The 24962-nt window shown below is 36.8% G+C and carries 14 protein-coding genes and 9 pseudogenes; 10 read left to right on the forward strand and 13 right to left on the reverse strand.

Annotated elements, in window-relative coordinates:
- Positions 1–113 precede the first annotated feature (113 nt).
- Together tnpA (N3Z16_RS10670) and N3Z16_RS10675 are read right to left on the reverse strand one after the other, a co-directional pair.
- On the reverse strand, positions 114–557 hold the full coding sequence (gene tnpA, locus N3Z16_RS10670; protein ID WP_282487226.1) for an IS200/IS605 family transposase: 444 nt from the start codon (positions 555–557) through the stop codon (positions 114–116).
- A gap of 317 nt (positions 558–874) precedes the next feature.
- A complete protein-coding gene (locus N3Z16_RS10675) occupies positions 875–1183 on the reverse strand; it encodes a winged helix-turn-helix transcriptional regulator (RefSeq protein WP_282487227.1) in 309 nt (102 codons plus the stop codon).
- Between the two features lie 338 nt (positions 1184–1521).
- Here N3Z16_RS10675 and N3Z16_RS10680 point away from each other — a divergent pair, with 338 nt between their 5' ends.
- Entirely contained in the window at positions 1522–2571 is a 1050-nt protein-coding gene (locus N3Z16_RS10680; RefSeq protein WP_282487228.1) for a hypothetical protein, read from the forward strand.
- 322 nt (positions 2572–2893) lie between these two features.
- Here the strand turns inward: N3Z16_RS10680 and tnpA (N3Z16_RS10685) are convergent.
- Positions 2894–3326: pseudogene (gene tnpA / locus N3Z16_RS10685) on the reverse strand (IS200/IS605 family transposase).
- Between the two features lie 87 nt (positions 3327–3413).
- Positions 3414–3707 (reverse strand): annotated as a pseudogene (locus tag N3Z16_RS10690) (IS6 family transposase); the annotation flags it as partial.
- 65 nt (positions 3708–3772) lie between these two features.
- On the opposite strand from N3Z16_RS10690, the pseudogene N3Z16_RS10695 reads away from it, so the two are divergent.
- The 4 genes and pseudogenes from N3Z16_RS10695 to N3Z16_RS10710 form a co-directional block, all read left to right on the forward strand.
- Positions 3773–3904: pseudogene (locus N3Z16_RS10695) on the forward strand (IS6 family transposase); the annotation flags it as partial.
- Positions 3905–3964: 60 nt separating this feature from the next.
- A pseudogene (tnpA, locus tag N3Z16_RS12140) lies at positions 3965–4346 on the forward strand (IS200/IS605 family transposase); the annotation flags it as partial.
- A 62-nt stretch (positions 4347–4408) separates the two neighbouring features.
- Positions 4409–5062 (forward strand): IS5 family transposase, encoded by a 654-nt coding sequence (locus N3Z16_RS10705; RefSeq protein ID WP_282487229.1) that lies wholly within the window; start codon positions 4409–4411, stop codon positions 5060–5062.
- Positions 5063–5344: 282 nt separating this feature from the next.
- On the forward strand, positions 5345–12955 hold the full coding sequence (locus tag N3Z16_RS10710) for an NACHT domain-containing protein (protein WP_282487231.1): 7611 nt from the start codon (positions 5345–5347) through the stop codon (positions 12953–12955).
- 667 nt (positions 12956–13622) lie between these two features.
- Here the strand turns inward: N3Z16_RS10710 and N3Z16_RS10715 are convergent.
- From N3Z16_RS10715 to N3Z16_RS10745, 7 genes and pseudogenes are all read right to left on the reverse strand, one after another.
- A pseudogene (locus N3Z16_RS10715) lies at positions 13623–14752 on the reverse strand (IS91 family transposase).
- 73 nt (positions 14753–14825) lie between these two features.
- Positions 14826–15080, reverse strand: a complete 255-nt coding sequence (locus N3Z16_RS10720) for a hypothetical protein (RefSeq protein WP_282485543.1) — start codon at positions 15078–15080, stop codon at positions 14826–14828.
- Positions 15081–15233: 153 nt separating this feature from the next.
- Positions 15234–15428: pseudogene (locus tag N3Z16_RS10725) on the reverse strand (transposase domain-containing protein); the annotation flags it as partial.
- 133 nt (positions 15429–15561) lie between these two features.
- Complete coding sequence (locus N3Z16_RS10730; protein WP_282485597.1) at positions 15562–16572, reverse strand: tyrosine-type recombinase/integrase; 1011 nt, start codon at positions 16570–16572, stop codon at positions 15562–15564.
- Positions 16569–16853 carry a site-specific integrase gene (locus N3Z16_RS10735; RefSeq protein ID WP_282487233.1) on the reverse strand — a complete coding sequence of 95 codons (285 nt, stop codon included), beginning with the start codon at positions 16851–16853 and terminating at the stop codon, positions 16569–16571. Before N3Z16_RS10735 ends, N3Z16_RS10730 begins: the two co-directional genes overlap by 4 nt.
- A 5-nt stretch (positions 16854–16858) precedes the next feature.
- Positions 16859–17278 (reverse strand): tyrosine-type recombinase/integrase, encoded by a 420-nt coding sequence (locus tag N3Z16_RS10740; protein ID WP_282487235.1) that lies wholly within the window; start codon positions 17276–17278, stop codon positions 16859–16861.
- A 46-nt stretch (positions 17279–17324) separates the two neighbouring features.
- Entirely contained in the window at positions 17325–17450 is a 126-nt protein-coding gene (locus tag N3Z16_RS10745) for a hypothetical protein (RefSeq protein WP_282487237.1), read from the reverse strand.
- A 6-nt stretch (positions 17451–17456) separates the two neighbouring features.
- Between N3Z16_RS10745 and tnpA (N3Z16_RS10750) the strand changes: the two genes are divergently transcribed.
- Complete coding sequence (tnpA, locus tag N3Z16_RS10750) at positions 17457–17894, forward strand: IS200/IS605 family transposase (protein WP_282485546.1); 438 nt, start codon at positions 17457–17459, stop codon at positions 17892–17894.
- A gap of 209 nt (positions 17895–18103) precedes the next feature.
- On the opposite strand, the gene N3Z16_RS10755 is transcribed toward tnpA (N3Z16_RS10750), so the two are convergent.
- Entirely contained in the window at positions 18104–19723 is a 1620-nt protein-coding gene (locus N3Z16_RS10755) for a tyrosine-type recombinase/integrase (RefSeq protein WP_282485595.1), read from the reverse strand.
- Between the two features lie 152 nt (positions 19724–19875).
- On the opposite strand from N3Z16_RS10755, the pseudogene N3Z16_RS10760 reads away from it, so the two are divergent.
- The 4 genes and pseudogenes from N3Z16_RS10760 to N3Z16_RS10775 all read left to right on the forward strand — a co-directional run.
- Positions 19876–20070 (forward strand): annotated as a pseudogene (locus N3Z16_RS10760) (transposase domain-containing protein); the annotation flags it as partial.
- A 160-nt stretch (positions 20071–20230) separates the two neighbouring features.
- Positions 20231–20661: pseudogene (gene tnpA / locus N3Z16_RS10765) on the forward strand (IS200/IS605 family transposase).
- Positions 20662–20764: 103 nt separating this feature from the next.
- On the forward strand, positions 20765–21325 hold the full coding sequence (locus N3Z16_RS10770; protein WP_282487238.1) for a hypothetical protein: 561 nt from the start codon (positions 20765–20767) through the stop codon (positions 21323–21325).
- 1670 nt (positions 21326–22995) lie between these two features.
- On the forward strand, positions 22996–23127 hold the full coding sequence (locus tag N3Z16_RS10775; protein WP_282487240.1) for a hypothetical protein: 132 nt from the start codon (positions 22996–22998) through the stop codon (positions 23125–23127).
- A gap of 1402 nt (positions 23128–24529) precedes the next feature.
- Here N3Z16_RS10775 and N3Z16_RS11585 read toward each other — a convergent pair.
- Positions 24530–24845: pseudogene (locus N3Z16_RS11585) on the reverse strand (transposase).
- Positions 24846–24962 lie beyond the last annotated feature (117 nt).

Genomic DNA, 24962 nt, shown 5'->3' on the forward strand with positions numbered 1-24962 from the left:
TTTTATTTTATCTGTATTAATAATTAATGAGCAAAAAACCTTAATATAAGTCTCCTTTAAATTATTCAAAATAAAAGAAATCCCCGCCGCAAGCAGCGGGGTATTTTAGAATTTTAGAAAAAAGCTAACTGATGGTCGTCATGCAGTTTCTTATATTCCTTGCCTTGATTTTTTACGTATTTTCCTATCATATTCTCATTTCCATGCTTACCTACCGTACTTGTGAAATATCCATCAGTCCAAAATTCTCCGCCCCATAATTGTTTCTTAACCTGTGGACATAATCTGAATATTTGACGAGCCGTAACACTTTTAATTATCGTTACTATTTTTGTTACGCTATAAGTCGCTACAGATTGTACTAAAAAATGTACATGGTCTTCATCAGTTCCTATTTCTAAAAATTTTATTTGATATCTCTTTTCTATCCCTAAACATACTTCCCTTAGCACTTGATCAACCGATACATCAAACACCGCTCGGCGATATTTTGCTGGAAATACCAGGTGATACAGTAAAACAGTAATATTGTGACTCTTGTGTATATATTTGCTCATCCCCACATCTTACGCCGCAAGCGGCGGGGAATATACCCAAAAGAGATTTAAACCTATTACATATTATAGCAATAACAAAAATTATGTCAAGCAAGAAATTGCATTTAGCCGTGTCTACACATATACAACAAAAAACCCTCTTTCCTAGGCGAATCCTAGCTTACAGCGATTTTTTAGGGCAAACTTCCGATATAAGGTTCTAAAACGTCTTAAGCTACAACTTAAGGCGTTTTTTTTATACCTTATAAGGTGAGTATAGAGGGGGAAATTAATAAAGTCAATATCTTTTCGAGATAAATATAACTTTTTTTCGATTTTTATTTTTTTAGATTGTATCTATTGACTATTTTAGAAATTTTAGATTGTTTTACTCTGCAACCAGTAAATACTATCCCTCTGCGTCCGATATCTTCTATCATTCCATGTTGTTCTAGCTTAGAGATAGCATTTTTTATAGGTGTGTTAGTTACGTTAACCATTTGGCATAACTCTTTTATACTAATAATAGAATATCCATCTATATTTACTCTGATTAACGCTTTTAGTACATTTTTTTGAGTTTTATTAAATAAAGCATAGTTATCAATAGCTTTATTAATTAATTCTAAATTTTGAAAATCAGTCATATATCTTACTAATATAATGATATTTTTTAATACTAACTGTGCTATATAATTGTTTTCTAGTTTTTTTCAATATTGATTTGACTAAACAAAAAAAACAAGCTAGCGTAGCGTATGTATTTTTATAAATACAATTACATTTAGTAGGTTATTATGAAAAAGTAGAAAAAGGTTAATCTGAGAATCTGAACAATTCTTCTAACGGAAAGTAGAGAGAGTTTTTTAAAGAAAAATACTCACAAAAACTCAAGACCTGAACAATCTTGAGAATAAGATGATATTGCCTAATAGTCAAGTGTTTTTCTTTAAAAATTACAAATTAATAATAATTTTTAAGGAATATGGCAAAACAACAAGAGCAAAATTTCACTAATACAGAATTATACCCAGACCAGCTAGGAAAACTCTACTCATTTAAGGAAGAGAAAGCCCGTTATCGTAAGAGTTATATTAACTGGGATAAAATCAAAAGAGCTAATAAAAAGATCAATCCCATCCGTCAAAAATCTTTTTTTCTTAGTGATAAAGCCAATAAATTACTTAGCATTATCGTAGCTAAGCTCCAAAAAAGTGAAAGAGTACTCCTAAATCATAAATATATTTCTACATTTACGATTGTTGAAAGAAGACAGAATGTAAGAATTATCGAAGAACTAGCACATATATTAGATATTACTTATCATAATTCTATTACTCATAATGACAAAAAATATCGTTATAGTTACGAGTTTAGTTATAAGGAGCAAAACCTTGAAAATATTACTTGTGTAGAAAATTCTGTCGGGACATTTATGTCGCAACAAAACGACCTTCTCTATATATATAAAGAAAATAAGAATATTGAAAATATAGATCTGGAATCTAATTTTTTACAAAATTCTGAAAGTTCTATTTGCCCTAAAAAAACTACAAGGATTAAAAAACGACTTCCTAATGAGAGGAAAAAGCCGACTAATGCCGAACTTAAGGCAAGAATTTATCATTTTAACCAGTACAAAAAGCCTCAAGACCTAAAGCACCATTACCCGTTAACCAAGGAGGATGGCGATAAGTTACAAAGCCTTTCAGGGCGGGACTTTAGCCTAAATGCCATGAATGAGATACTCCTGGATATGTCAAAAAGGCTCGATAACATGTTTTGCTCCAAAGCTCAATTTATGGCGTATTTCGGTAAATGTTTGCGATTTGAGATGCGGGATAGCGTAAAAACCGGTAATGATAACTTCCGCATAAAAGCTAACGTATATCGGGAAGAGGTAAAGAAACCTAAGATAATCAATGAAGTAGCGGTAAAAGTATATGACTTAGAGAATAGAACCACCGATGGTTTTCAACTATTATCAGTTACTCTTGAAAATTTATTAGTAAAAAGTAAGGCAATTACAGAATAACTGCCTTACCTACCTGAAAGTTGTCTACACTAAATCATGGGAGCTACATTGTAACGGAAGTTTGCCCTAAAAAATCGCTGTAAGCTAGGATTCGCCTAGGAAAGAGGGTTTTTTGTTGTATATGTGTAGACACGGCTAAATGCAATTTCTTGCTTGACATAATTTTTGTTATTGCTATAATATGTAATAGGTTTAAATTTAGAGCTATATTTATGTACGTAGACACTGCAACATACACTAGAAGCGGAAAAACACATCAATTACTACCGGCTAAAGCCGGTAGTTTGGTCAACGCTTGCAAAGCGGATTAAAAGCGTAAACGCTAAAACTCAGATATTTTAAAATCATCTCTCTTATGATGCATTTCTTGTTCCTCTATGTATTTTTGTACTTCATTTGAGTTCACATTACCAACCGTAACAACAAAATACCCCCCTAGCCCAGAGATGTTGACCCCAGTAGCGTTTTCTCAGTAATTCAAATTCTTGTAGTAATTTCCGACTGCTTTTTCCCTTAATGTATTGTACTGCCTTTGATACAGAAATACTCGGGGGTATTGACAGTAGTAAATGCACGTGATCTGGACTCATGCTGCCACTTGCTATGTCTATGTAATTTGCCGCACATATTTCTCTAATGATCTCTCTTGTTCTATCAGCTACTTGTCCTGTTAAAACCCTGTATCTGTATTTCGTACAAAATACTACATGGTACTTCAGATCATATATGCTGTGCGAACCTTTTCTATATTCCATAAGCTACTTCTCCTCTTGGTTAGTAACTCATAATACTAAAGTGTTCGCCTAAAGGCGAGGGTGTTAACCCTATCCCACTTAACTACATAAATAAACCCAACTGCCATTTACTTTAATATAAGTTTCATCCATTCTCCAGCTCTTACCTACAGGCTTCTTATATTTTCTCACTCTCATGTCTATTAAGGATACAAACTTTATTACCCACCTTTGCAGCGTAGCGTGGTCTATTGTAGCACCTCTTATACTAGCCATTTCCTCTAAATCCCTATAGCTTAAGGAGAATCTACACTTCATGTACACAAACAACATTATTATCTCTGGTGAAGAACAAAATCCTTTGAAATATTTGCGTAGTTTTGAAGAAATGTGAAATGGCATTTTGTTAATTTTTAACTCAGTATATCTAATTTAAACCTTGCTGGCAACAGGTGCGACAGAACCTTAAAAGCTTTCTCTCTGCTAAAATTACTATCGCCGGTATTGAGAATATCCGTATAATTCAAAAAGGACAAATTATTGGTAGCAATAACAATGCTTCTACTTTTGAGAATTTTAAAATGTTAATGGCAGTATAACGTCCAAAATCTGAGTTTTACTTCAAAAACACATTCCTCAAATATACATGCGACAGAACCGTATTTTGTACGAAATACAGATACAGGGTTTTAACAGGACAAGTAGCTGATAGAACAAGAGAGATCATTAGAGAAATATGTGCGGCAAATTACATAGACATAGCAAGTGGCAGCATGAGTCCAGATCACGTGCATTTACTACTGTCAATACCCCCGAGTATTTCTGTATCAAAGGCAGTACAATACATTAAGGGAAAAAGCAGTCGGAAATTACTACAAGAATTTGAATTACTGAGAAAACGCTACTGGGGTCAACATCTCTGGGTTAGGGGGGTATTTTGTTGTTACGGTTGGTAATGTGAACTCAAATGAAGTACAAAAATACATAGAGGAACAAGAAATGCATCATAAGAGAGATGATTTTAAAATATCTGAGTTTTAGCGTTTACGCTTTTAATCCGCTTTGCAAGCGTTGACCAAACTACCGGCTTTAGCCGGTAGTAATTGATATCCCCGAGGGGGACATTAAACACCCCTTGTCCACGTTATACCGAAAAGGATAAGGCTGATGATGACGTTGCGGCAATGGCAATAGATTCAACGGGACTAAAGCGCTTTGGTCGTGATGAATGGCATCAAGAAAAACACAAAGTTTCTGCAAAACGTAGTTGGCGTAAATTGCATGTATGCGTTGATGATAAACATTATATTCATAGTAGTGTTCTGACTGATCGCTTTGCAAGCGACGAAGGAACTATAGATGATTTAATAACGCAAGTGACTACCGGCGCAAATCACCTATCTCTTGATGGAGCATATGATAGTAATGAGGTTTATGCTTTTCTCAAAAACAAGTTCCCTAATGCTAAAATCGTTATTCCGCCTGATAAAAATGCTATAGTACACGATAAGAATCATGATATTAGGAATCAACATTTAAAAGAGATACAAAAACATGGGCGAATGAAATGGCAAAAGGAAAATCAATATGGGTGTAGAAATATCAGCGAATTATCAATTCAGCGCAGAAAAAGAATATTGGGTAATCAGTTGCATGCAAGAGAATTTACTAGGCAAAAAGTAGAGACTATGATTGGCTCCGGAATTCTCAATAAAATGACTTCATTAGGTATGCCTCAAAGCTACCGTTGCACCTAAATTTTCGAAAAATAGCGAAAGAGGGGGTAAAGAAACAAAGCCGGCTAGAATGAGCTTTAGCTTGATAGGCGACTTCTAGTCGCAAACATCAAACTTTCATCTCTCAGATGAAAGTGGTTGATATGAATTTTAGATAAATGTTGATTACTCTAGTTTTTTTGTTATTCTCTAAGTTAGTTTAGTAATTCGTGTGAATTGCAGTAAGCTACGGAATAATATTTAGCAAAGCTATAACTTATTATACCCTAAGGATATTATTTATAAGAGAGGAAATACTTAATCATGGCAAAAAATCAGAACACGTCGGAAGCAGTGTCGACATTAATTAATCAAGACAGCACTAGTCTGGTTACTGCAGAGGAGCAAAAATTGAAGACGAAATTAAAAGCGCTTTATAAAGCCCAGGATACATTACCTAAGTTAATTGAAGATGATTCTATCCCAGAACAGCGTATGGATGACTACTATGTAAACTTACAGATCATGTTAGATAATAGAAGAACAAGCGGTGGTGAGAAAGAGCCTATAGAACTTAAGAGTATCTTTGACAAAGTAGGGAATCAGGAAGCTACCGGTAGAGTTTTGATAGTTGGTGGCCCAGGGATCGGTAAAACTACACTGCTACATCATATATCCTATGAGTGGGGTAAAGATGCAAATGAAAATGATCAGATTAGTATCTTTAGCGATAAATTTGATTATATATTCAAGGTTAAGTTAAAGAATTTAACAAATGCTTTTTGGTCTAATCAGTCTATTGCTATGGATAATCCACTGGAAAAACTAATATATGAATCTTTAGTGGAACAAAGATCGGTCTTAGTTAATCAAGGGAAATATGCTAACCGCGATGATAATAAAATCACAGAGGCTGAAACGGTAGAGTTACTAAAGAAAACAGAGTTAAGGTCAAAAGTATTATTATTATTAGATGGTTATGATGAAATAGCTCATTTAACCAATGATTCAAATCATATAGCATATCAGATCATGAATGAGATTTTTAAGTATGATAATATTGTAGTGACCTCGCGTCCTAATGGGGTCACTAAGCAACTAGAAGAAAAGTTCCCAAGAAAAATAGAAAGTAGCGGTCTTAATCAAGATAGCACAAGGGAGTATCTCCACAAATATTTTGCTAAGCAGCAAGAAATTCAAGAAGCTAAAATCAAGACTGTAACTGATACTACAAGCTACGATTATAAAGCTATAGAAGAATCATTTCTTAATCTTTACGAAAGAAACCTGACATTACAAACAACACTAGCTACTCCCATTAATGCAATGATGGTCTGTTTAATAAGCTCTGATCCGGGATTTACTACTAAATTTGCCGGAGATTTTAATATTGGTAGTCTATATCAGGAGGTAGTGATTTGGTTGGGTAAAAGGTATCTCCAAAAATTCCAAGAGAAACCAATGATAAAAAAACACAAGATCACAACAGTAGCTAATTTTAGCGAACAAGATATTTTTAACTTAAACGAAGTTAAAGTATTAAAACAGACTGCTTACAAGGGGTTTGAAAGCAATATGGTAGTTATTGATGGAGGAATGATAGGCGGGTATTGCGGGGAGTCCAGCAATATTGAAACAGTATATCAATTTGGCTTACTAAGAGCAGAAAACACTTCAAGATCTAAAGATGTAAATGATTTGTTACATCAAGATCATACTTTTATTCATTTATCTTTCCAAGAGTATTTAACAGCTCATTCGCTTAAAGAGAAACTACTAGATGTAGATGGCTCTATTGCTGGAGAAACAGCTCAGTTCATATCAAATCACCGAAATGAACCAAGGTACTTAGTGACCTTAAAGCTTTTAGCGGGATTAGTATCAAACGATGATAGCTCTCAAAAAGACCTACTTGCTACCCGTTTTTGGGATGCTGTGACCTGTAACGTTGATGGTGTACTAGAATTCGGTATAGAGACTAAAGTAACCTTGTTAATGCATTTGCTAAGTCAGACCCAACAATCTACTAGGAATCAAGTATTAGATAGTAAATTCAGGTCCATGCAAGAATTGATAGAGGTAGAAGTGTTAAGTGACATTGGCAAATGGAGTGACACATTAGTTACTAGTAATTATATGTCAAAGAACATAGCAGATCTATTAAAAATAGTAGCATTAGATGCTAACGCTAATGCCAGTAGCCAGCAGCCTGCCATAGAAGTAATAGTTAGCATGGTAAATAAGAAAGAGTTTGATTGGAGTAAAGAAGTACTATTCAATAAACTTATATCACTTATTGAAGTACCGCAACAAGATTGGCGAGTGCAAAAAATCTGCTTACAGCAGTTACAACAATTAACAGATAAGTCAATAAGTTATGGCACTTTATTAACAGCTATAAAACTGGTCCTAGAACAACCGAAACCTTTCATAACAGATGATAACCTTAAAACAGCAGCAACGGAGTTGCTGACGGATATTCTAAAAGTCGAAGTTGATATAAAAAATAACGCTCAAAATTCCACTTTATCAAAAGGAGGCGATGCTAGAGCATCGCTTCCCACTCCTAACAGAGCGGAATTTGATAGAGAGGGCGGATTAGGATACCAGTTTATCACCAGTATACAAAATATTCTCGAATCAGGTAATAGGACGACGGTTATTAGCGCAGCCGAAGCCATCGGCAAAGCCGCGGGCTCAGGCGGACTCTCTCCTGAGGTTGCTTCTCGCGCTATAAAAAAATTAGCCGACGCTGTAAAAAAATTAGCCGAGCTCCTTTCTTCTGGTGATGAGTTGACGGCTAGCGGACTCTCTCCTGAGTTTGCTTCTCGCGCTGTAGAAAAATTAGCCGAGCTCCTTTCTTCTGGTGATGAGTTGACGGCTAGGAGCGCAGCCGAAGCCATCGACAAAGTCGCGGGCTCAGGCGCACTCTCTCCTGAGGTTGCTTCTCGCGCTGTAGAAAAATTAGCCGAGCTCCTTTCTTCTGGTGATGAGTTGACGGCTAGGAGCGCAGCCCAAGCCATCGGCAAAGTCGCGGGCTCAGGCGGACTCTCTCCTGAGTTTGCTTCTCGCGCTGTAGAAAAATTAGCCGAGCTCCTTTCTTCTGGTGATGAGTTGACGGCTAGGAGCGCAGCCCAAGCCATCGGCAAAGTCGCGGGCTCAGGCGGACTCTCTCCTGAGTTTGCTTCTCGCGCTGTAGAAAAATTAGCCGAGCTCCTTTCTTCTGGTGATGAGTTGACGGCTAGGAACGCAGCCCAAGCCATCGGCAAAGTCGCGGGCTCAGGCGGACTCTCTCCTGAGGTTGCTTCTCGCGCTGTAGAAAAATTAGCCGAGCTCCTTTCTTCTGGTGATGAGTTGACGGCTAGGAACGCAGCCCAAGCCATCGGCAAAGTCGCGGGCTCAGGCGGACTCTCTCCTGATTTTGCTTCTCGCGCTGTAGAAAAATTAGCCGAGCTCCTTTCTTCTGGTGATGAGTTGACGGCTAGGAACGCAGCCCAAGCCATCGGCAAAGTCGCGGGCTCAGGCGGACTCTCTCCTGATTTTGCTTCTCGCGCTGTAGAAAAATTAGCCGAGCTCCTTTCTTCTGGTGATAAGTTGACGGCTTGGAGCGCAGCCGAAGCCATCGGCAAAGTCGCGGGCTCAGGCGGACTCTCTCCTGAGGTTGCTTCTCGCGCTGTAGAAAAATTAGCCGAGCTCCTTTCTTCTGATAATAAGTGGACGGCTAGCGGACTCTCTCCTGAGGTTGTTTCTCGCGCTGTAGAAAAATTAGCCGAGCTCCTTTCTTCTGGTGATGAGTTGACGGCTAGGAGCGCAGCCCAAGCCATCGGCAAAGTCGCGGGCTCAGGCGGACTCTCTCCTGAGGTTGCTTCTCGCGCTGTAGAAAAATTAGCCGAGCTCCTTTTTTCTGATAATGAGTGGACGGCTAGGAACGCAGCCCAAGCCATCGGCAAAGCCGCGGGCTCAGGCGGACTCTCTCCTGAGTTTGCTTCTCGCGCTGTAGAAAAATTAGCCGAGCTCCTTTTTTTTGGTGATAAGTGGACGGCTATTAGCGCAGCCGAAGCCATCGGCAAAGTCGCGGGCTCAGGCGGACTCTCTCCTGAGTTTGCTTCTCGCGCTGTAGAAAAATTAGCCGAGCTCCTTTCTTCTGGTGATGAGTTGAAGGCTATTAGCGCAGCCGAAGCCATCGGCAAAGTCGCGGGCTCAGGCGGACTCTCTCCTGAGTTTGCTTCTCGCGCTGTAGAAAAATTAGCCGAGCTCCTTTCTTCTGGTGATGAGTTGACGGCTTGGAGCGCAGCCCAAGCCATCGGCAAAGTCGCGGGCTCAGGCGGACTCTCTCCTGATTTTGCTTCTCGCGCTGTAGAAAAATTAGCCGAGCTCCTTTCTTCTGGTGATAAGTTGACGGCTTGGAGCGCAGCCGAAGCCATCGGCAAAGTCGCGGGCTCAGGCGGACTCTCTCCTGAGTTTGCTTCTCGCGCTGTAGAAAAATTAGCCGAGTTCCTTTCTTCTGGTGATATGATGACGGCTAGGAGCGCAGCCGAAGCCATCGGCAAAGTCGCGGTCTCAGGCGGACTCTCTCCTGAGTTTGCTTCTCGCGCTGTAGAAAAATTAGCCGAGTTCCTTTCTTCTGATAATGTGTGGACGGCTTGGAGCGCAGCCGAAGCCATCGGCAAAGTCGCGGGCTCAGGCGGACTCTCTCCTGAGTTTGCTTCTCGCGCTGTAGAAAAATTAGCCGAGTTCCTTTCTTCTGGTGATATGATGACGGCTAGGAGCGCAGCCGAAGCCATCGGCAAAGTCGCGGTCTCAGGCGGACTCTCTCCTGAGTTTGCTTCTCGCGCTGTAGAAAAATTAGCCGAGCTCCTTTTTTTTGGTGATAAGTGGACGGCTATTAGCGCAGCCCAAGCCATCGGCAAAGTCGCGGGCTCAGGCGGACTCTCTCCTGAGGTTGCTTCTCGCGCTGTAGAAAAATTAGCCGAGCTCCTTTTTTCTGATAATGAGTGGACGGCTAGGAGCGCAGCCGAAGCCATCGGCAAAGTCGCGGGCTCAGGCGGACTCTTTCCTGAGTTTGCTTCTCGCGCTGTAGAAAAATTAGCCGAGCGCCTTTCTTCTCGTGATGAGTTGACGGCTATTAGCGCAGCCCAAGCCATCGGCAAAGTCGCGGGCTCAGGCGGACTCTCTCCTGAGTTTGCTTCTCGCGCTGTAGAAAAATTAGCCGAGCTCCTTTCTTCTGGTGATACGATGACGGCTGGGAGCGCAGCCGAAGCCATCGGCAAAGTCGCAGCAAGTCTTAATATCAACGATATAGCCAATCCTGAATACCGATTCTTGGACAATAGGGTAGCAGAAATTAGAAATGCAGTTATTAATGTAATCCCCTTAAAATTAAATGAGTTAATTGCTACATTGTCAACACTTAACTCAAATCCTCAAGCTAATCACTGCACTTTAATAAAAACTTTGTTGTCTATTATAAAACGTGAAAATAAAAATGCAGAAGAAAATGTTAAAGCCGCTAATAATGCCGCCAAAAGTCTTCTCTATAAATTAGTTAATATTCTTAATGAAACAACGGTAGAGTTAATAAACGAAAGCTTTACAGAATTATTAGATCTTTCTTCTGAATCCGCTCCTTTCTTTAAATCCTTATATCATAAAGCTTTAAGTGACTATGAAATTAGCAAGACTGATAAAGACTTCATTATTCATTGTATAAAAGGAGGTTTTACCTCAACTTTTACTAAAGATGGCAAAATTATCTTTGAAGGTAAAACTTATCATCTAACTCAAAAATTAAATGCTGAAGCAGCTGCAAAAGTAGGTGCTGCAGGTCATAATAAGGAGATAGAATCTACAGAAGATAAAGGTAAAATTGAAGCTAACAATCAAGAAGTTATAACGGAAATCATTAGAACTGCCTTGCAACAAAACGATAGATTAGCTAAACAGTATAGAGAATATACACCATTATTTCCTAATAACAATAGTTTTAGACTAGCCGCTAGTGACATTGGTAATACACCAGAGACTCGTAGTATAATAGATGGTAGTACTATTGAATCAGATTCTTGGCAGACATCGCTGATGAATTTATCGGACCACAAAAAACAGCAGCCGTCTAATACTATCTTAGTAGCTGAAAGACGTACAGAATTCGGTGATATTGAAATACGTAAATTTTATCTTGAAGGAACTTCTATACGAGAAGATAGAAGTGTTAAATACCCAAGTTCTGATGATATAAGCACAACTTTCTTAAAAAGTTTATTTGGTAATATGGAATACCATGATAGTAGTAAGCCAAGATATTACGCTACTTCTTCGAAATTAGACTTAAAAACCGGTCAAGAATTATTTAAAGCTCTCTCAAGTAGTAGTATTAGTGATAATAATAGCAATATATATGAGATTTTTAGACAAATCGTAGATACTAGTCTGAGTAATATCGTTGAAAGAACCAGTGAAGATATTAGTGATAAGGTAAATATATTTAAAACTGAGTTATCACTCTCTTCGCCATGGGATAATTATAAAAATGGTGCCTGTACAGTTCTGAACAAAATTGATTTGCTTCGTATTAGTGATGAATTTGAAGCTGAACGCATCAGACAAGCGAGTTTTAAGACAGAATTTATAGAATTGAAGTGCGAATTACAAAACATCAAATTTGATGATCTTGAAAAAGTAATTTTTGAATACAAATTATCTAAAGAAGAAGATATACAGCTAAATAAGGTTCTTAGCTCTCCATATCAATTTGCATTTTATCGCTCTTTATGTGTGCAATTAAATGCTATGTATCTAGCCTCTAGTGTAATCAATAGCAAGATGGTAGCTAGTCAAAGTCAAGGTGCTGTGGGAAAAATAGGTGGAGCCTTGTCATCGATTTCTGCTCATATTCCCCTAGTTGGTGTTGGAGTACAATTGATTGGTGATATCATGAAGGAAGTTGATAAAATAAAACAAGAGGAGGGAATTAAAAATTATGCTACTATAGTTACTGATTCTATTGAGATGGCTAAGTTTGCTAAAAAACTAGCCCTTAGACTTGCTCCATATGCAGATAAAATACCGATAGAAGAGTCTACCTTTTCTAGGGTTTTGAGTAAAATTTCTCAAAATGAATACAGTATTGCTAGTATTGCTGCTAGTACTATTACTAGTCTCGAGTCCAGGTTTGAAGAGATATTTAAAGAAGCAGAAGCATCTAAAGCAAATGATGATGAGGCAATAGGAGTTATTGGTGTTGCCAAAAGATTCTTTAAAGTTGGTGAATATAAAGAGACCAAATCAGATGAGGAAAGAACTATTAGCGAAGCTGAAGAAAAGGCTACTGGGGTAGGTAAGTTTGTTATTAAAATGATCTTTGAAGGTAAAACTGCTGTTAGCACTGTTGGAACTATAGAAGAGAAAATTGGCCTCATTATAAATCAGGGTGTTTTGAAAGCCGCCATTGGTACTCCTGACACTAATGATGATATACCAATAAATCAGGGTGTTTTGAAAGCCGCCATTGGTACTCCTGACACTAATGATGATATACCATCTACTCGAGGTTTTTGGTGTTGTTGTACTATTGCTGTTGTCAACAAGCTGGAGTACGACAATCCTGTACTTGGTAACACAAGGTTGATGCAAGCAGCAACCAAGCGTGGGCCAAGTGTTTTAAACAAGTTGCTGGATCTAGGTTCTAGCTCTGAAATAGCCGAAGAATTGCTTTCTGCTACAAGAGAGCATGGAGCCGAGTATGTAGTAACCGCTTTGTTTGGTGATGGGAGAGCTAGTAGTGTTGACAATAGTAGTACAATTATTACTGCGTCGCCGTTAGAAGAAAATAGCATGACAGTAGATACTATATCTGGAATTACTTCAACTACCAATATTGAGGCATTAGTAACCACACAGTTGCTAGGAACGGCGGAAATGGAATTGGAAACGTAATATTATAGGTGGATGGAAATGTAACAAAAGTAGTGACACGAGGATACAAAGAATATAAATTGATAATTATATCACTTTTAATTTGGAAAAAAATTATCATGAAAGGTTTTCGTATTATATTTGAATGTTATGACAAGAGTAACGTAAATACAAGTACTAGTAGTACTGTTTTCTTATTTATGCAACAAAGTTGAATTTAAGTGCCTATTTTTGAATTTACACACTTAAAAATCCAGAGCCGAAAAAACGGAGCGTATAAATCTTTTATCCTACGATTATCCTTCTGAGTAATTCCCGACAGATAAAGCTCTTCGTAATCACCTTCATTCATTTTTAACACTTTCTGATTTAAGTCATTCCGGTGAATCCAGACACTAGTGAGTGAGGCCCTATATTTAGTAAAATCACACGGTTGAAGTAGTGGTTTGTTGTAAGCGTACGGCAAACCCGCCCTTGTTATTTAATAGTATAGGAATTTCAAAATTTGTAACCAGAAAAATTGTTAATCAAAACTTTGAAAATTCGTTTAATAAAATGTAGTTACAAGCCACAATATTAGAAATTATCAACACTTTTATAAAAATCTCTGCCAGAATCTATCTAAAAATAGGTTCAGTTTTACAAATTATGTGGCTAAGACGTGAAAGAAGTGTTCGCCATAATGATGTTATCTAGGCGTTGATAATAATTCATTGATTCTTATTAATAACAATGGCGGAGATAAACCGTAATAAACTTGCCGCAGATTCATACATTTATTGCAATTATAGCAAAACAGAGGATCTATTTTAAAATTCAACCAAATCATTAATCTCCAACTAATGAGCTTAGTTTTCTTATGAACGATTTGATTAATTGCCTTATATACGATAGGTAATTGTACGCCCCTAGTTCTATTAGATAAAAAACCGTAATACCTAATCATTCGAAAATAACGATCTGGTATATGCATAATCAGACTAGCTATGAACTGCATCACGGGCATAGTTATGCGATCAATTGTATTATTATAGTGATCAAGAAATTTAAACGTTACCTGCTTTCCGTCGTAATTTTCTATTCTTGTCTCGGAAATAGGGGGCGTTTTATATACCGCCCTAAATATTCTATGTTGCGTTTATGATCATCCGATGGTTTTTGTAAATAAACATACCAACTGATTTCGTATAAACTACTCATCCAGTTATTAAAATTCTCAGCATTTTGATATGCGGACGGCAACTTCAAATTACTTGAGATATATTGAAAGCGAAATAACTCAAGGACTCTATGTCTCCACATTTTTTTAATAGGTTCGGCAGGAAAAAATAATTTTTGCCACTTGCCTTTGCTATTTATACCGCCGCAAGTAACCGATAAATGGATATGAACATTGCGTTTTAAATCTCTACCGAAAGTGTGTAAGGCAGTAAATATACCAACCACAAGATTTTTCTTTGTAGCTATCTCCTTAATAATTCCTGCTGCAATACCGGAAATCAATCCAAACAGATCACGATTGAGCCAAAATATCGGCCATAAAGAGTCCGGCATTGTAAATGTAATGTGCTGCCATCGTGTTTTTGGTAGAACATTGCTAGCCTTACTCACCCATTGATCCGTTTGTTTCTTACCACAACGAGAACAAAACCTACCTTTACAGCTGAATGCTACCGATTTATTGCGGTTACAATCACGGCAGCTATAACGTTTAAATCCTAAATATTTCGTTCCACACGATATAACTTTAGTGACGTTGAAAATAATGCCGTATCTTAGCTTGCCGTATTTTTTAGCGAAATCGAGACCAATTACCACGGTCTAGAAAAATATGTTTTATAGATATTCCTTTACCGACTATTTCCATAAATTACTTATAGTTAATGTTTTCTTACCAAGGAATCTTTCTTCCTTTGCGTTCTAAATCAAATTCTTTACAATCAGGGCAATAGTAAACAGAATTATACTTATGATTGGGAGATATTTTTCGCAACATTATCCAGAAAGCCTTGGCTATTTCCTTATCTCCTTCGGAAAAAATCTTTTTGATCCTGCTGTAAGGAATTGCTTGCTCTTTAGAAATGGCCTTAAGAGTTTTTACCGCTAATTCATTGACCAAATGCTGCTCAGAGTGCAAGTTACTCATAACTCAATTATATATTATCTTATGTATGTCTAACATTCAGTCTTTATAACTCAAGTTAAAACAAATCAAATACCAGTATTATAATCCTCCATAAATATTTATCGGTCAAGAGTATCTTCTTTTAAGCTGCCACCGATAGGTGGCTTATCTTGTTCATTCTAATTTAATATTCCAGGGGAGAAGGTCTTCGATGTGATTCGCCTTATAATCCTGAATAACTTCAAAAACTTTATGTAAATATTTAACAGGATTTATATTATTAAGTTTTGCTGTTTCAATTAAGGTATAGAAGATGGCCGCAGTATTACCTCCTTTATCGGAACCCGCAAAAAGCCAGTTTTTCCTGCCTTATGTTGCCAAGCTAGTTATGTTGTGTTGAGTTATTGCACCCTATATCTCTGTACGTTTTATGAAACGAAGATAACATAATTAAGTACCCTAACTCAACGCTCCGACGACGCTCCGTATTATTTTATTTGTATTAAAGTGTAGCCAAAAAACTCATCAGGTCTTTATTGTCCCTCCAATGCGTTGGTGGCTTATCATTTGTAATATCACAACAAGCTAGTGCTTTTGCCTTCATTTCTAAATCTACCTCTGCATAAATATTTGTTGTGTTAATTGATACATGTCCGAGCCAAGCTCTGATTGTATTGATATCTACACCAGATTGCAGTAAATGAGTAGCCGTCGTATGACGTATTGTATGTGGGCTTACTCTTTTTTGGCTTATCGATGGTATTGTTTTGACGATCTCTTTGGTATAACGTCTGACCATGTTATGCACTCCAAAGCGAGTCAGTGGTTGCTTGCAGCGGTTTAAGAACACATGCTCATGTTTATCTCTATTAGCTATCAAACCTTGAAGTTCTGTAACAGTTTTTTGCCATAATGGACATCTTCTAAATTTATTAGCCTTGCCTCTGATGATAACAGTAGATAAATCTCTCTTTTGCACATGAGCTACACTGAGATCAGCTATTGTTAGCTGAGCCGCCTCATCAGCTCTAGTTCCAGTATTATAGAGGAAGAGTAATAATGCATAATCTCTCCTGCCTTGAGTAGTGTTAGTATCTGGGGCGGTTAATAGCGCATCCATCTCTGATTTATCAAGATAAGTTATCAATCTGTGCTCCGCTTTTTTAAAGGGGATTATCTGTACTTGTCTAGACCATTCTACATGCTCTGGGCTATTTAGCCCTACAAATTTTGCAAAAGCATGAAGTGCCGCAAGGCGTTGATTGCGCGTTGATAATGAACAATGGCGATCATTCTCGAGCGAAAGAAGAAAGGCTTTTATATGATCTGAGCTAATGTCATCTATAAGCAATTTATCAATGGCCTTTTTAGACCTACTAGCCATGCATGGCAATAGTAGCTTGAATGTATCGCGGTAACTTTGCTGTGTGTTTTTTGATAGGTTTCTGGTACTGATTAAATATTCTAACAAAAATCGTTTTATCCATATGCTTAAATAATTTGTATCTTTCATTGTTTTTCTCCTATTGTATATTTTTCAAAGCGTATATTAGCCTCCTGCAACAGATCATCCGTCATTGTCAAATAAACCGTCGTATCAGCAAGGCGTCTGTGACCAAGATAGGTTGATAATATTGGAAGAAGTTGTTGCACGTCCTTCTTCTCCCGATACCAACTTGTTAGTCTATGTACAGCAAAGCTGTGACGAAGATCATGCATTCTTGGTTGATATCTGCTAGTATCGTCTCTTTTAATCTTAGCCTTAGCTCTTATTCTTTGGAAAATATATTGCATTGTATTTATATTAAATGCCTGAGCATTTTCCCTATAAACAAAGGGCTTTCTGGTGATTGTGGCTGCCTTTGATCTATCCTCCATTCTAAATATTTGGCAATGGTATCCTTAATTTGTATACTAAACGGTACTAAGCGGGACTTATAAAATTTAGATTGCTCTATTGTGATTACTGCATTCTCTATATCTATGTCCTGCAGAGTTAGAGACAGTGTTTCATGGATTCGTAGACCAAGAGCATAGGTCAAAATAAGTGCAGTCTGTACTGTGTATGGCAGAATGCAGCTCTTATTTTTTTGATATGTTAAGGCTGTATCAAAAAGTAGTTTTAGCTCACTTTGTGAGTAAATATATGGAACAAATCCTTGTGGTCTTTTTGGTAAAATAGATGGAAGTGGTACTTTGGTAACGTAATTGCGCGTCAATGCATACTGATAGAATCCGAAGAGTGCAGAATGCTTGGCAAACCAGCTAGATGTTACAGTTTGCGCGTCCCCGTAAAGAAAGCTGTTTATAGTCCCTTTGGTGGTGAAAACCTCCATCTTCCAGATGGAAAAGCTTTAGCTTGTCTAATGCGCCATGATGCGGTAGCATCATAAGTCTATGACTTACTATAACAAAAGATCACATTCAGTTTTTTATCATCGTTATCATATAGTATGGATAACGAAATATCGCTATAAGGTACTTACTTACGACATAAAAAAACGTGTTCGGGAACTAGTGTTACAGGTAGCTGAGGAAATGAGTATAAAGATAGAAAATGGCGTTGTATCAAGCGACCATGTCCATATATTTGCAAATATTCCTCCGCATATTAAAATTAGTGAATTTGTTCAGAAAGCTAAGGGAAGATCATCTAAAAGAATACAGGAAGAATTTCCGATACTAAAAAAGAAATACTGGGGTAGACATTTATGGGGCAGAGGATACTTCAGTTCAACTAGCGGTAATGTTACAGATGATATGATTAACGAATATATCAACAAACACACTGACGCTCATGAGACCGACTTTACTTCAAATATTAGGCTAGAATGAGCTTTAGCTTGATAAGCGACTTCTAGTCGCAAAGATCAAACTTTCATCTCTCAGATGAAAGTGGTTGATTTGCGCTAAAGAGATAGATTGGATATCTGTATTTGATTCCACTATCCTGCAAAAGGCTTTTAAGTAGTACGCATTGGTCTTAAATTTCTCACCTAAAGATTGCCTATAGTGGATATATTGAGTTACAAGTTGGTTTAGCATCATAATAGACCTCCCATATCAAATTCAGCAACTTTGCGCAAAGTTGTAAGATCAACCTTTGCATAAATTCTTGTGGTATCTAGAGTCCGATGCCCCAAATGATCACTTATTTCTTTCAGTGATATTCCTTCATTAATTAAATGAGTGGCACATGCATGACGAAGTGCATGTGGTCCATAATGTTTTATTGTAATATTCAGCTTCTTAAGCCTTTTACTGACAATTTGATACACTGCAGCCGATGATAAAAGTTTATAAGGCACGTACATAGACAAGAATATTTCTCTCGACGTGCGCAATTTTGGTCTGACGAGAGTTAAGTATCGTAAAATTGCTTCGCCAACGGTTTTAGAAAGAGGGAATGTCTGAGGTTTGCATCTCTTGGCACGCTGTAAATGAATCAACTCATTTTCCCAATCGATATCCTCTAAACGAAGATGAGTAACCTCACTGCATCTCATGCCATATACTGATAGTAGCATTAATATGGCATAGTCTCTGATGTCTACTAGACTATCACTGACACTATTTGCTAGTAACCTTTTGACATCACTCCAGTATGGTGCAGAAGGCAGTGACTCATCTCTATATACACGTGGTGCTTTAATAGTACTTGCCAAGTGTTTTGGACACCAGCCTTGATCCTCGGCATATCTCAAGAAGGAGCGCAGTATTGAAGCGTAAAGTTGCACAGTGCGTCTTGAGTGATGATCAATATCATGTTTGCCTATGATTATCTCATCTACGATGAGTGGTGTGAGCTTAGTAAATTCTTGCTGCTTCTGCTCAATACTGGTAAGAAAAATTCTAAGTTGATAAAACCTGGAAAGAATTGTACATTCGGACAGTCCTTGTTCCTGCCTCATGTAACTTATATACTGGTTGAGATATTCTTCAAATGAAATAGGCTGCTTGGTTTCCTGTAAACAACCTAGCATTTTAAACCACCTCGCAGCATTTCGAATAAATTGTCTTTTTGCAAATTTTGAATATTTGCTTTTCTTATGTATATTCTGTGGATCTCTTGTCCGGCGCCACCTCACTGCTGCTTCTTCAATTTCACTCAATGTTACTATCCTTACTTGATAAAAGTCTAAAAACTGTATGATGATCAATAGATACTGCGCTATTATACGAATGGTAGAAGTTACTGCTCCACAATCACTCCAATACTGTAGATACATCACCCTTTCCTCAACTAACGGAGCTGTCGAATGGCGGGCTATTGTATGAGATTGCACAAAAATCTTCTGGAACACTGGGATAACTGTTTTTACTGGGCGTTTTAAACGACATAGTTTTGCCAGCCAGTGAGTGGCATACCAAATAAAACGTTTTTTCCCAGTTTTTGAAAAGGCTGCCTTTTTTTGTGGGTTATTAGATTGATATCTAGCCCAGAGATCAGCAGCTACTTCAACTTCTTCTATAGTCACAATATCTGTAGTATCTAACTGTAGATACTCAACAATGCGTACAAGATATTGCGCGATAGTTGTGAGAGTGCTGTGAGCTTTACCAGCTTCATGCCAATACTGGAGATAATTTAAACGCTCCTCCAGCAATGGTGTGTTAATATGCTTTGTAACGTAATAGCTGCTTCTGAATAGTTGGTTAAACATGATCTTCCTCCTTTCTGGTTTATTGAAATTATGAACAACCAGTGTTAGGATAACCTACATCATGCAAAAATTATGTTGTTTAGATGATAATAAAGGGGTAAGAAGAATAAGGAATGTTGACCCAACACAACATAACTGGCTTGGCAACATAAGGCAGGAAAAACTGGCTTTTTGCGGGTTCCGATAAAGGAGGTAATACTGCGGCCATCTTCTATACCTTAATTGAAACAGCAAAACTTAATAATATAAATCCTGTTAAATATTTACATAAAGTTTTTGAAGTTATTCAGGATTATAAGGCGAATCACATCGAAGACCTTCTCCCCTGGAATATTAAATTAGAATGAATTAAATAACAAGGGCGGGTTTGCCGTACGCTTACGTTACAAGCCACAATATTAGAAATTATCAACACTTTTATGTAGTTAAGTGGGATAGGGTTAACACCCTCGCCTTTAGGCGAACACTTTAGTATTATGAGTTACTAACCAAGAGGAGAAGTAGCTTATGGAATATAGAAAAGGTTCGCACAGCATATATGATCTGAAGTACCATGTAGTATTTTGTACGAAATACAGATACAGGGTTTTAACAGGACAAGTAGCTGATAGAACAAGAGAGATCATTAGAGAAATATGTGCGGCAAATTACATAGACATAGCAAGTGGCAGCATGAGTCCAGATCACGTGCATTTACTACTGTCAATACCCCGAGTATTTCTGTATCAAAGGCAGTACAATACATTAAGGGAAAAAGCAGTCGGAAATTACTACAAGAATTTGAATTACTGAGAAAACGCTACTGGGGTCAACATCTCTGGGCTAGGGGGTATTTTGTTGTTACGGTTGGTAATGTGAACTCAAATGAAGTACAAAAATACATAGAGGAACAAGAAATGCATCATAAGAGAGATGATTTTAAAATATCTGAGTTTTAGCGTTTACGCTTTTAATCCGCTTTGCAAGCGTTGACCAAACTACCGGCTTTAGCCGGTAGTAATTGATATTTAGAATATTTTTTAATTAATAAGGTAATGATTTATGGGTAATAGCGGTAGTAGAGGTAGCGGCGGAGGGAGTGGGTCTAGTAGTAATACAGGTAGCCATACATGTAAAAGTCAAGGTGGAAGAAGTTGGAAAGATAATGATGGTGTTACTAATATATGTATACGTGGAAGTTCAACAGGTAATAGTGGTAATAATGGCTCTGGTAATTATCCTTCGGCACATAGTAATAGCAAAGGTGGAGAAGGAAGAGGAGGAGGTGGCGGCTCTAGTAGTACTAATCAGGAAAGTAGTGTTTATAGTAAGTCCTCTGATAAAAAAACGTTCTCAATTTCCGAACAACAATCTTTAAAAAAAGAATTAATTGAGCTTTTACATGAATTACATCCTAATCTTTACCCTGCGAAATTTGAAGACTGGAATACTAACACTTATGGTAGACAACAATTAGAAAATGGAAATTGGACACATATTGAAGCTAGTTTACCTAATTATAAAAAATGGATACCAATAAGAAAAGATTTTATTAATATTTTACATCAATTTCCTCAACTATACCCAGAACGATTTGAAATTCAGGTTAACTCGTTGGAGTAAGAAGAAAATATTAGATAAGGAAGATTTCAAGCCTATTGAAGATAGTATGCCTGTTTATAGACAACAGCTTTTACAAAAGGAACAAAATATTTTGTTTTTAGTCAAAAATAATACGAAGCAAATTTCAATGGTATGAATATGGTGATTGGTGTTCAGTTAGTAGCTTGTTCAACGGCTATGCATCTGTGTGCTAAAATATAATAAGTAATGGAATTTGATTCTGGTGTACAATATTTGGCTCAATTTTTAGTAAATAATTACAATAACAATTTAACAACACTAAATCTTACTAATAACAACCTTTGCGTCGGAATAACTGCTTTTGCCGATTGGATTTGTGCTGATTACAAAATAACTCATTAAATATTTTAGGCCCAGAGGAAAACGAAACAAGATTTGCTTTAGCGGTATGCTGTATTTTTTCAAGGGATATAACGATAATTAAAACTAAAGATACTAAATATCTTTGAAATGGTTACTAATAATACGATGAAATATATACTAGTTCAGTTTAAGTAATAAAGTTCTTTAAACGAAGCTAATATGTTCTTGGATAACACGTGAACGTCAATTTAAAATGGCTTGCAAGTATTCATAACCTTAATTTAAAGTCAATAAAATTAGATAGGAGATGAAGAATATACTTGCCGATTCCCTCTTAAATGGTAGGTTCCCTCACTTAAAAACCTTACTTACGCCTAGAAGGTAATAAAATCACTGATAAGAGAGACGCTTTAGTTAATGCTCTAAAAATGAGACAGTTCAAGATGTCATAATGCTTCTATTGGTGAAGAAATACTAACTTAATGTGTGGGTAGTACTGATGGAAAATGTCTATATATGAAAATAAACTGAAAAACAAGCCGTAGTGTTGATGTTGATAATGTTGGTTGAAGAGCAACTTTGGTTAGGATAAAGAGAAATAAATCATTGCTTATCTTGGAGGTTAGATAATGGAATTAGCTTATGATGACGTACAAACTTTTGCGGAATTGAAGATTAATACTTATGAAGCTTTCATCAAGGACTAGTTTAATGATATAAGATATCTTGAATTTATCTGTTATTTGAAGCTGAAAATGATGCGTTACAGACAGAAGCAGGAGTAAAAAATACTAGTATCAAATGTTAGATCTTATAACCTCTCAGAACTAACAGGAGATATAGGTATTTATATGATACGTTATATTATTAAGTGTAGCAATGACGTTATTACATAAGAGTAGAATATAATGCGGAAAAGAATATGTATTTAGGGTTTTATAGTCCCTTTGGTGGTGAGAACCTCCATCTTCCAGATAAAAGCTTTAGCTTGTCTAATGCGCCATGATGCGGTAGCATCATAAGTCTATGACTTACTATAACAAAAAAGATCATTCTAGTTTTTATTATCATTATCATATAGTATGGATAACGAAATATGCTATAAGGTACTTACTTACGACATAAAGCATGTTCAGAACCTAAATCTTACAGAATTACCAGCTGAGGAAATGGTATAAAGATAGAAAATGGCGTTGTATCACGCTTTGACCATGTCCATATGTTACCAAATATTCCTCACGCATATTAAAATTAATGAATTTGTTCAGAAAACAAGGGAAGATCATCTAAAAGAATACAGGAAGGGGTTTCGAATTATGAAAAGAAGTATGGGAGAGTGAACATTTATGGGGCAGAGGATACTTCAGTTCAACTATGGCAGTAATGTTACAGATGATATGATTAACGAATATATCAACAAACACACTGACGCTCATGAGACCGACTTTACTTCAAATAATGAAATTTCAAAGGAATGACTTTAGCTTGATAAGCGACTTCTAGTCACTTAAAGATAAGCACTCATCTCTCAGATGAAGTATGGTTTGACATTATTTTATTAATCATTAAATAGTGAAATAAAGCAGATATAACTTAAGTCCAACACCTCTATATTTAGCTATATTAGCAATAATATTATTATTTATTATTATTAATATATACATGAATGTACATAACTTTTGGCTGTGGGAACTGTGATTTGAATGTTGTGGTGGTGGTTTGTATTAATTTCCTTTATACCATTCGGTCAATTGTTAATATTATGGTTAATGTTAAAAGGAACTGACGAGTTAATAATGATGTGCGGCGAACATCAGAGTATTAATCGTATCGTCCAGCAATCGCAAAGACCTTAAAAGGTCTTTTCTTAAGCTATTTACTTTCTCTAGGCTAAGACCAGTTAACTCGGCTATTTCTTCACGTTTACCTCTAGCTAGCATTTCTTGGCTATTTCCTCAACGCTTACACGGTTCACATCGATTTTACCTAAGCTCAAGCTTTTATATCTTTTCAGCTCAAATGGCTCTTCTGACATGATTTCTTCTTCATAACTAGTTTAGCCCTTATATAAGCATCATGTACATTTACTAGCATTCCACCTGTATTGCTCTAAATCCTCATATGCAGATAATACGCTATATTTTTATTTCTTTCGGCGGTTCTTGTTCCATTTAGACACATTTTAATAAATGCTTTATCTATATCATTCTCTATCTTGTTACTATCAAACTTGCCTAGCTCTACAAACACCTTACATCAAGGAAAAAAGATACTGCTTATTGGTGTTCGTTTAACGGTAATAGTGATTTGATACATGGTAGCTCATCGTCAAATACCTTCCCATTGACTACAATGGGAAATAGCAACCCACGGTAAATGGTCTTTGCAAACTTGCCCTCATTATCGGTTTACGTATGAATAACTGCGTAGAGATTGAACTCGGTTAATATAGTCCTTTCCATTTTACGTTGCATCTCAATAATATAACACAACTGTCACTTGCATAAGGTCAAAATACTGTTCTCTCTAAAGCTTCTTCTAGAAAATAAGAGCATATTATGGGTATATAGTCAGTTCTTTTTTATTCTACTACCTTCTGATAGCTTGAGAATGGAATTAAGCAGGTAATGGGTGCTGTGCTAAGAGTTTTTAAATGCAACATCGTTCGTTGGGTCTAAATATCTGTGTGTCATAGTAAATTATCCTTATCCTCACTTATTTTATACTTATTTCTTGTTTTTTAAACCTCATACAGCATCAATTTTATTTGTTTAATATCATAGTTAACAAATATCAGTTATGCGGCTAAAATGACCAGTTTAATCGCTTTTAAAGCAGTTAAATAATATTTTAACTCAAATATTTTTAAAATCATCTCTCTTATGATGCATTTCTTGTTCCTCTATGTATTTTGGCGCTATTTGAGTTCATTACCAAGCATAACGTAACAAAAATACCCCTAGCCCCAGAATCATTGACTTCAGTAGCGTTTCTAAGTAATTCAAATTCTTGTAGTAATTTCCGACTGCTTTTTCCCTTAATGTATTGTACTGCCTTTGATACAGAAACACTCAGGGGTATTGACAGTAGTAAATGCGTGATCTGGACTCATGCTGCCACTTGCTATGTCTATGTAATTTGCCGCACATATTTCTCTAATGATCTCTCTTGTTCTATCATTACTTGTCTTATTCACGACATATCTGTATTTCGTACAAAATACCCTGCATTACTTCAGATCATATATGCTGTGCGAACCTTTTCTATATTCCATAAGCTACTTCTCCTCTTGATTAGTAACTCATAATACTAA

The sequence above is a fragment of the Candidatus Megaera polyxenophila genome, assembly GCF_029982035.1.
Lineage (GTDB): Bacteria > Pseudomonadota > Alphaproteobacteria > Rickettsiales > Rickettsiaceae > Megaera > Megaera polyxenophila.

Coding starts and splice junctions, on each gene's coding strand:
- N3Z16_RS10675 (WP_282487227.1), bottom strand. CDS start 1,183: ATGACTGATTTTCAAAATTTAGAATTAATTAATAAAGCTATTGATAAC.
- N3Z16_RS10755 (WP_282485595.1), bottom strand. CDS start 19,723: ATGTTTAACCAACTATTCAGAAGCAGCTATTACGTTACAAAGCATATT.
- N3Z16_RS10775 (WP_282487240.1), top strand. CDS start 22,996: ATGGGGCAGAGGATACTTCAGTTCAACTATGGCAGTAATGTTACAGAT.
- N3Z16_RS10710 (WP_282487231.1), top strand. CDS start 5,345: ATGGCAAAAAATCAGAACACGTCGGAAGCAGTGTCGACATTAATTAAT.
- N3Z16_RS10745 (WP_282487237.1), bottom strand. CDS start 17,450: ATGATGCTACCGCATCATGGCGCATTAGACAAGCTAAAGCTTTTCCAT.
- N3Z16_RS10680 (WP_282487228.1), top strand. CDS start 1,522: ATGGCAAAACAACAAGAGCAAAATTTCACTAATACAGAATTATACCCA.
- N3Z16_RS10735 (WP_282487233.1), bottom strand. CDS start 16,853: ATGCAATATATTTTCCAAAGAATAAGAGCTAAGGCTAAGATTAAAAGA.
- N3Z16_RS10770 (WP_282487238.1), top strand. CDS start 20,765: ATGGGTAATAGCGGTAGTAGAGGTAGCGGCGGAGGGAGTGGGTCTAGT.
- N3Z16_RS10730 (WP_282485597.1), bottom strand. CDS start 16,572: ATGAAAGATACAAATTATTTAAGCATATGGATAAAACGATTTTTGTTA.
- tnpA (WP_282487226.1), bottom strand. CDS start 557: ATGAGCAAATATATACACAAGAGTCACAATATTACTGTTTTACTGTAT.
- N3Z16_RS10720 (WP_282485543.1), bottom strand. CDS start 15,080: ATGAGTAACTTGCACTCTGAGCAGCATTTGGTCAATGAATTAGCGGTA.
- tnpA (WP_282485546.1), top strand. CDS start 17,457: ATGACTTACTATAACAAAAGATCACATTCAGTTTTTTATCATCGTTAT.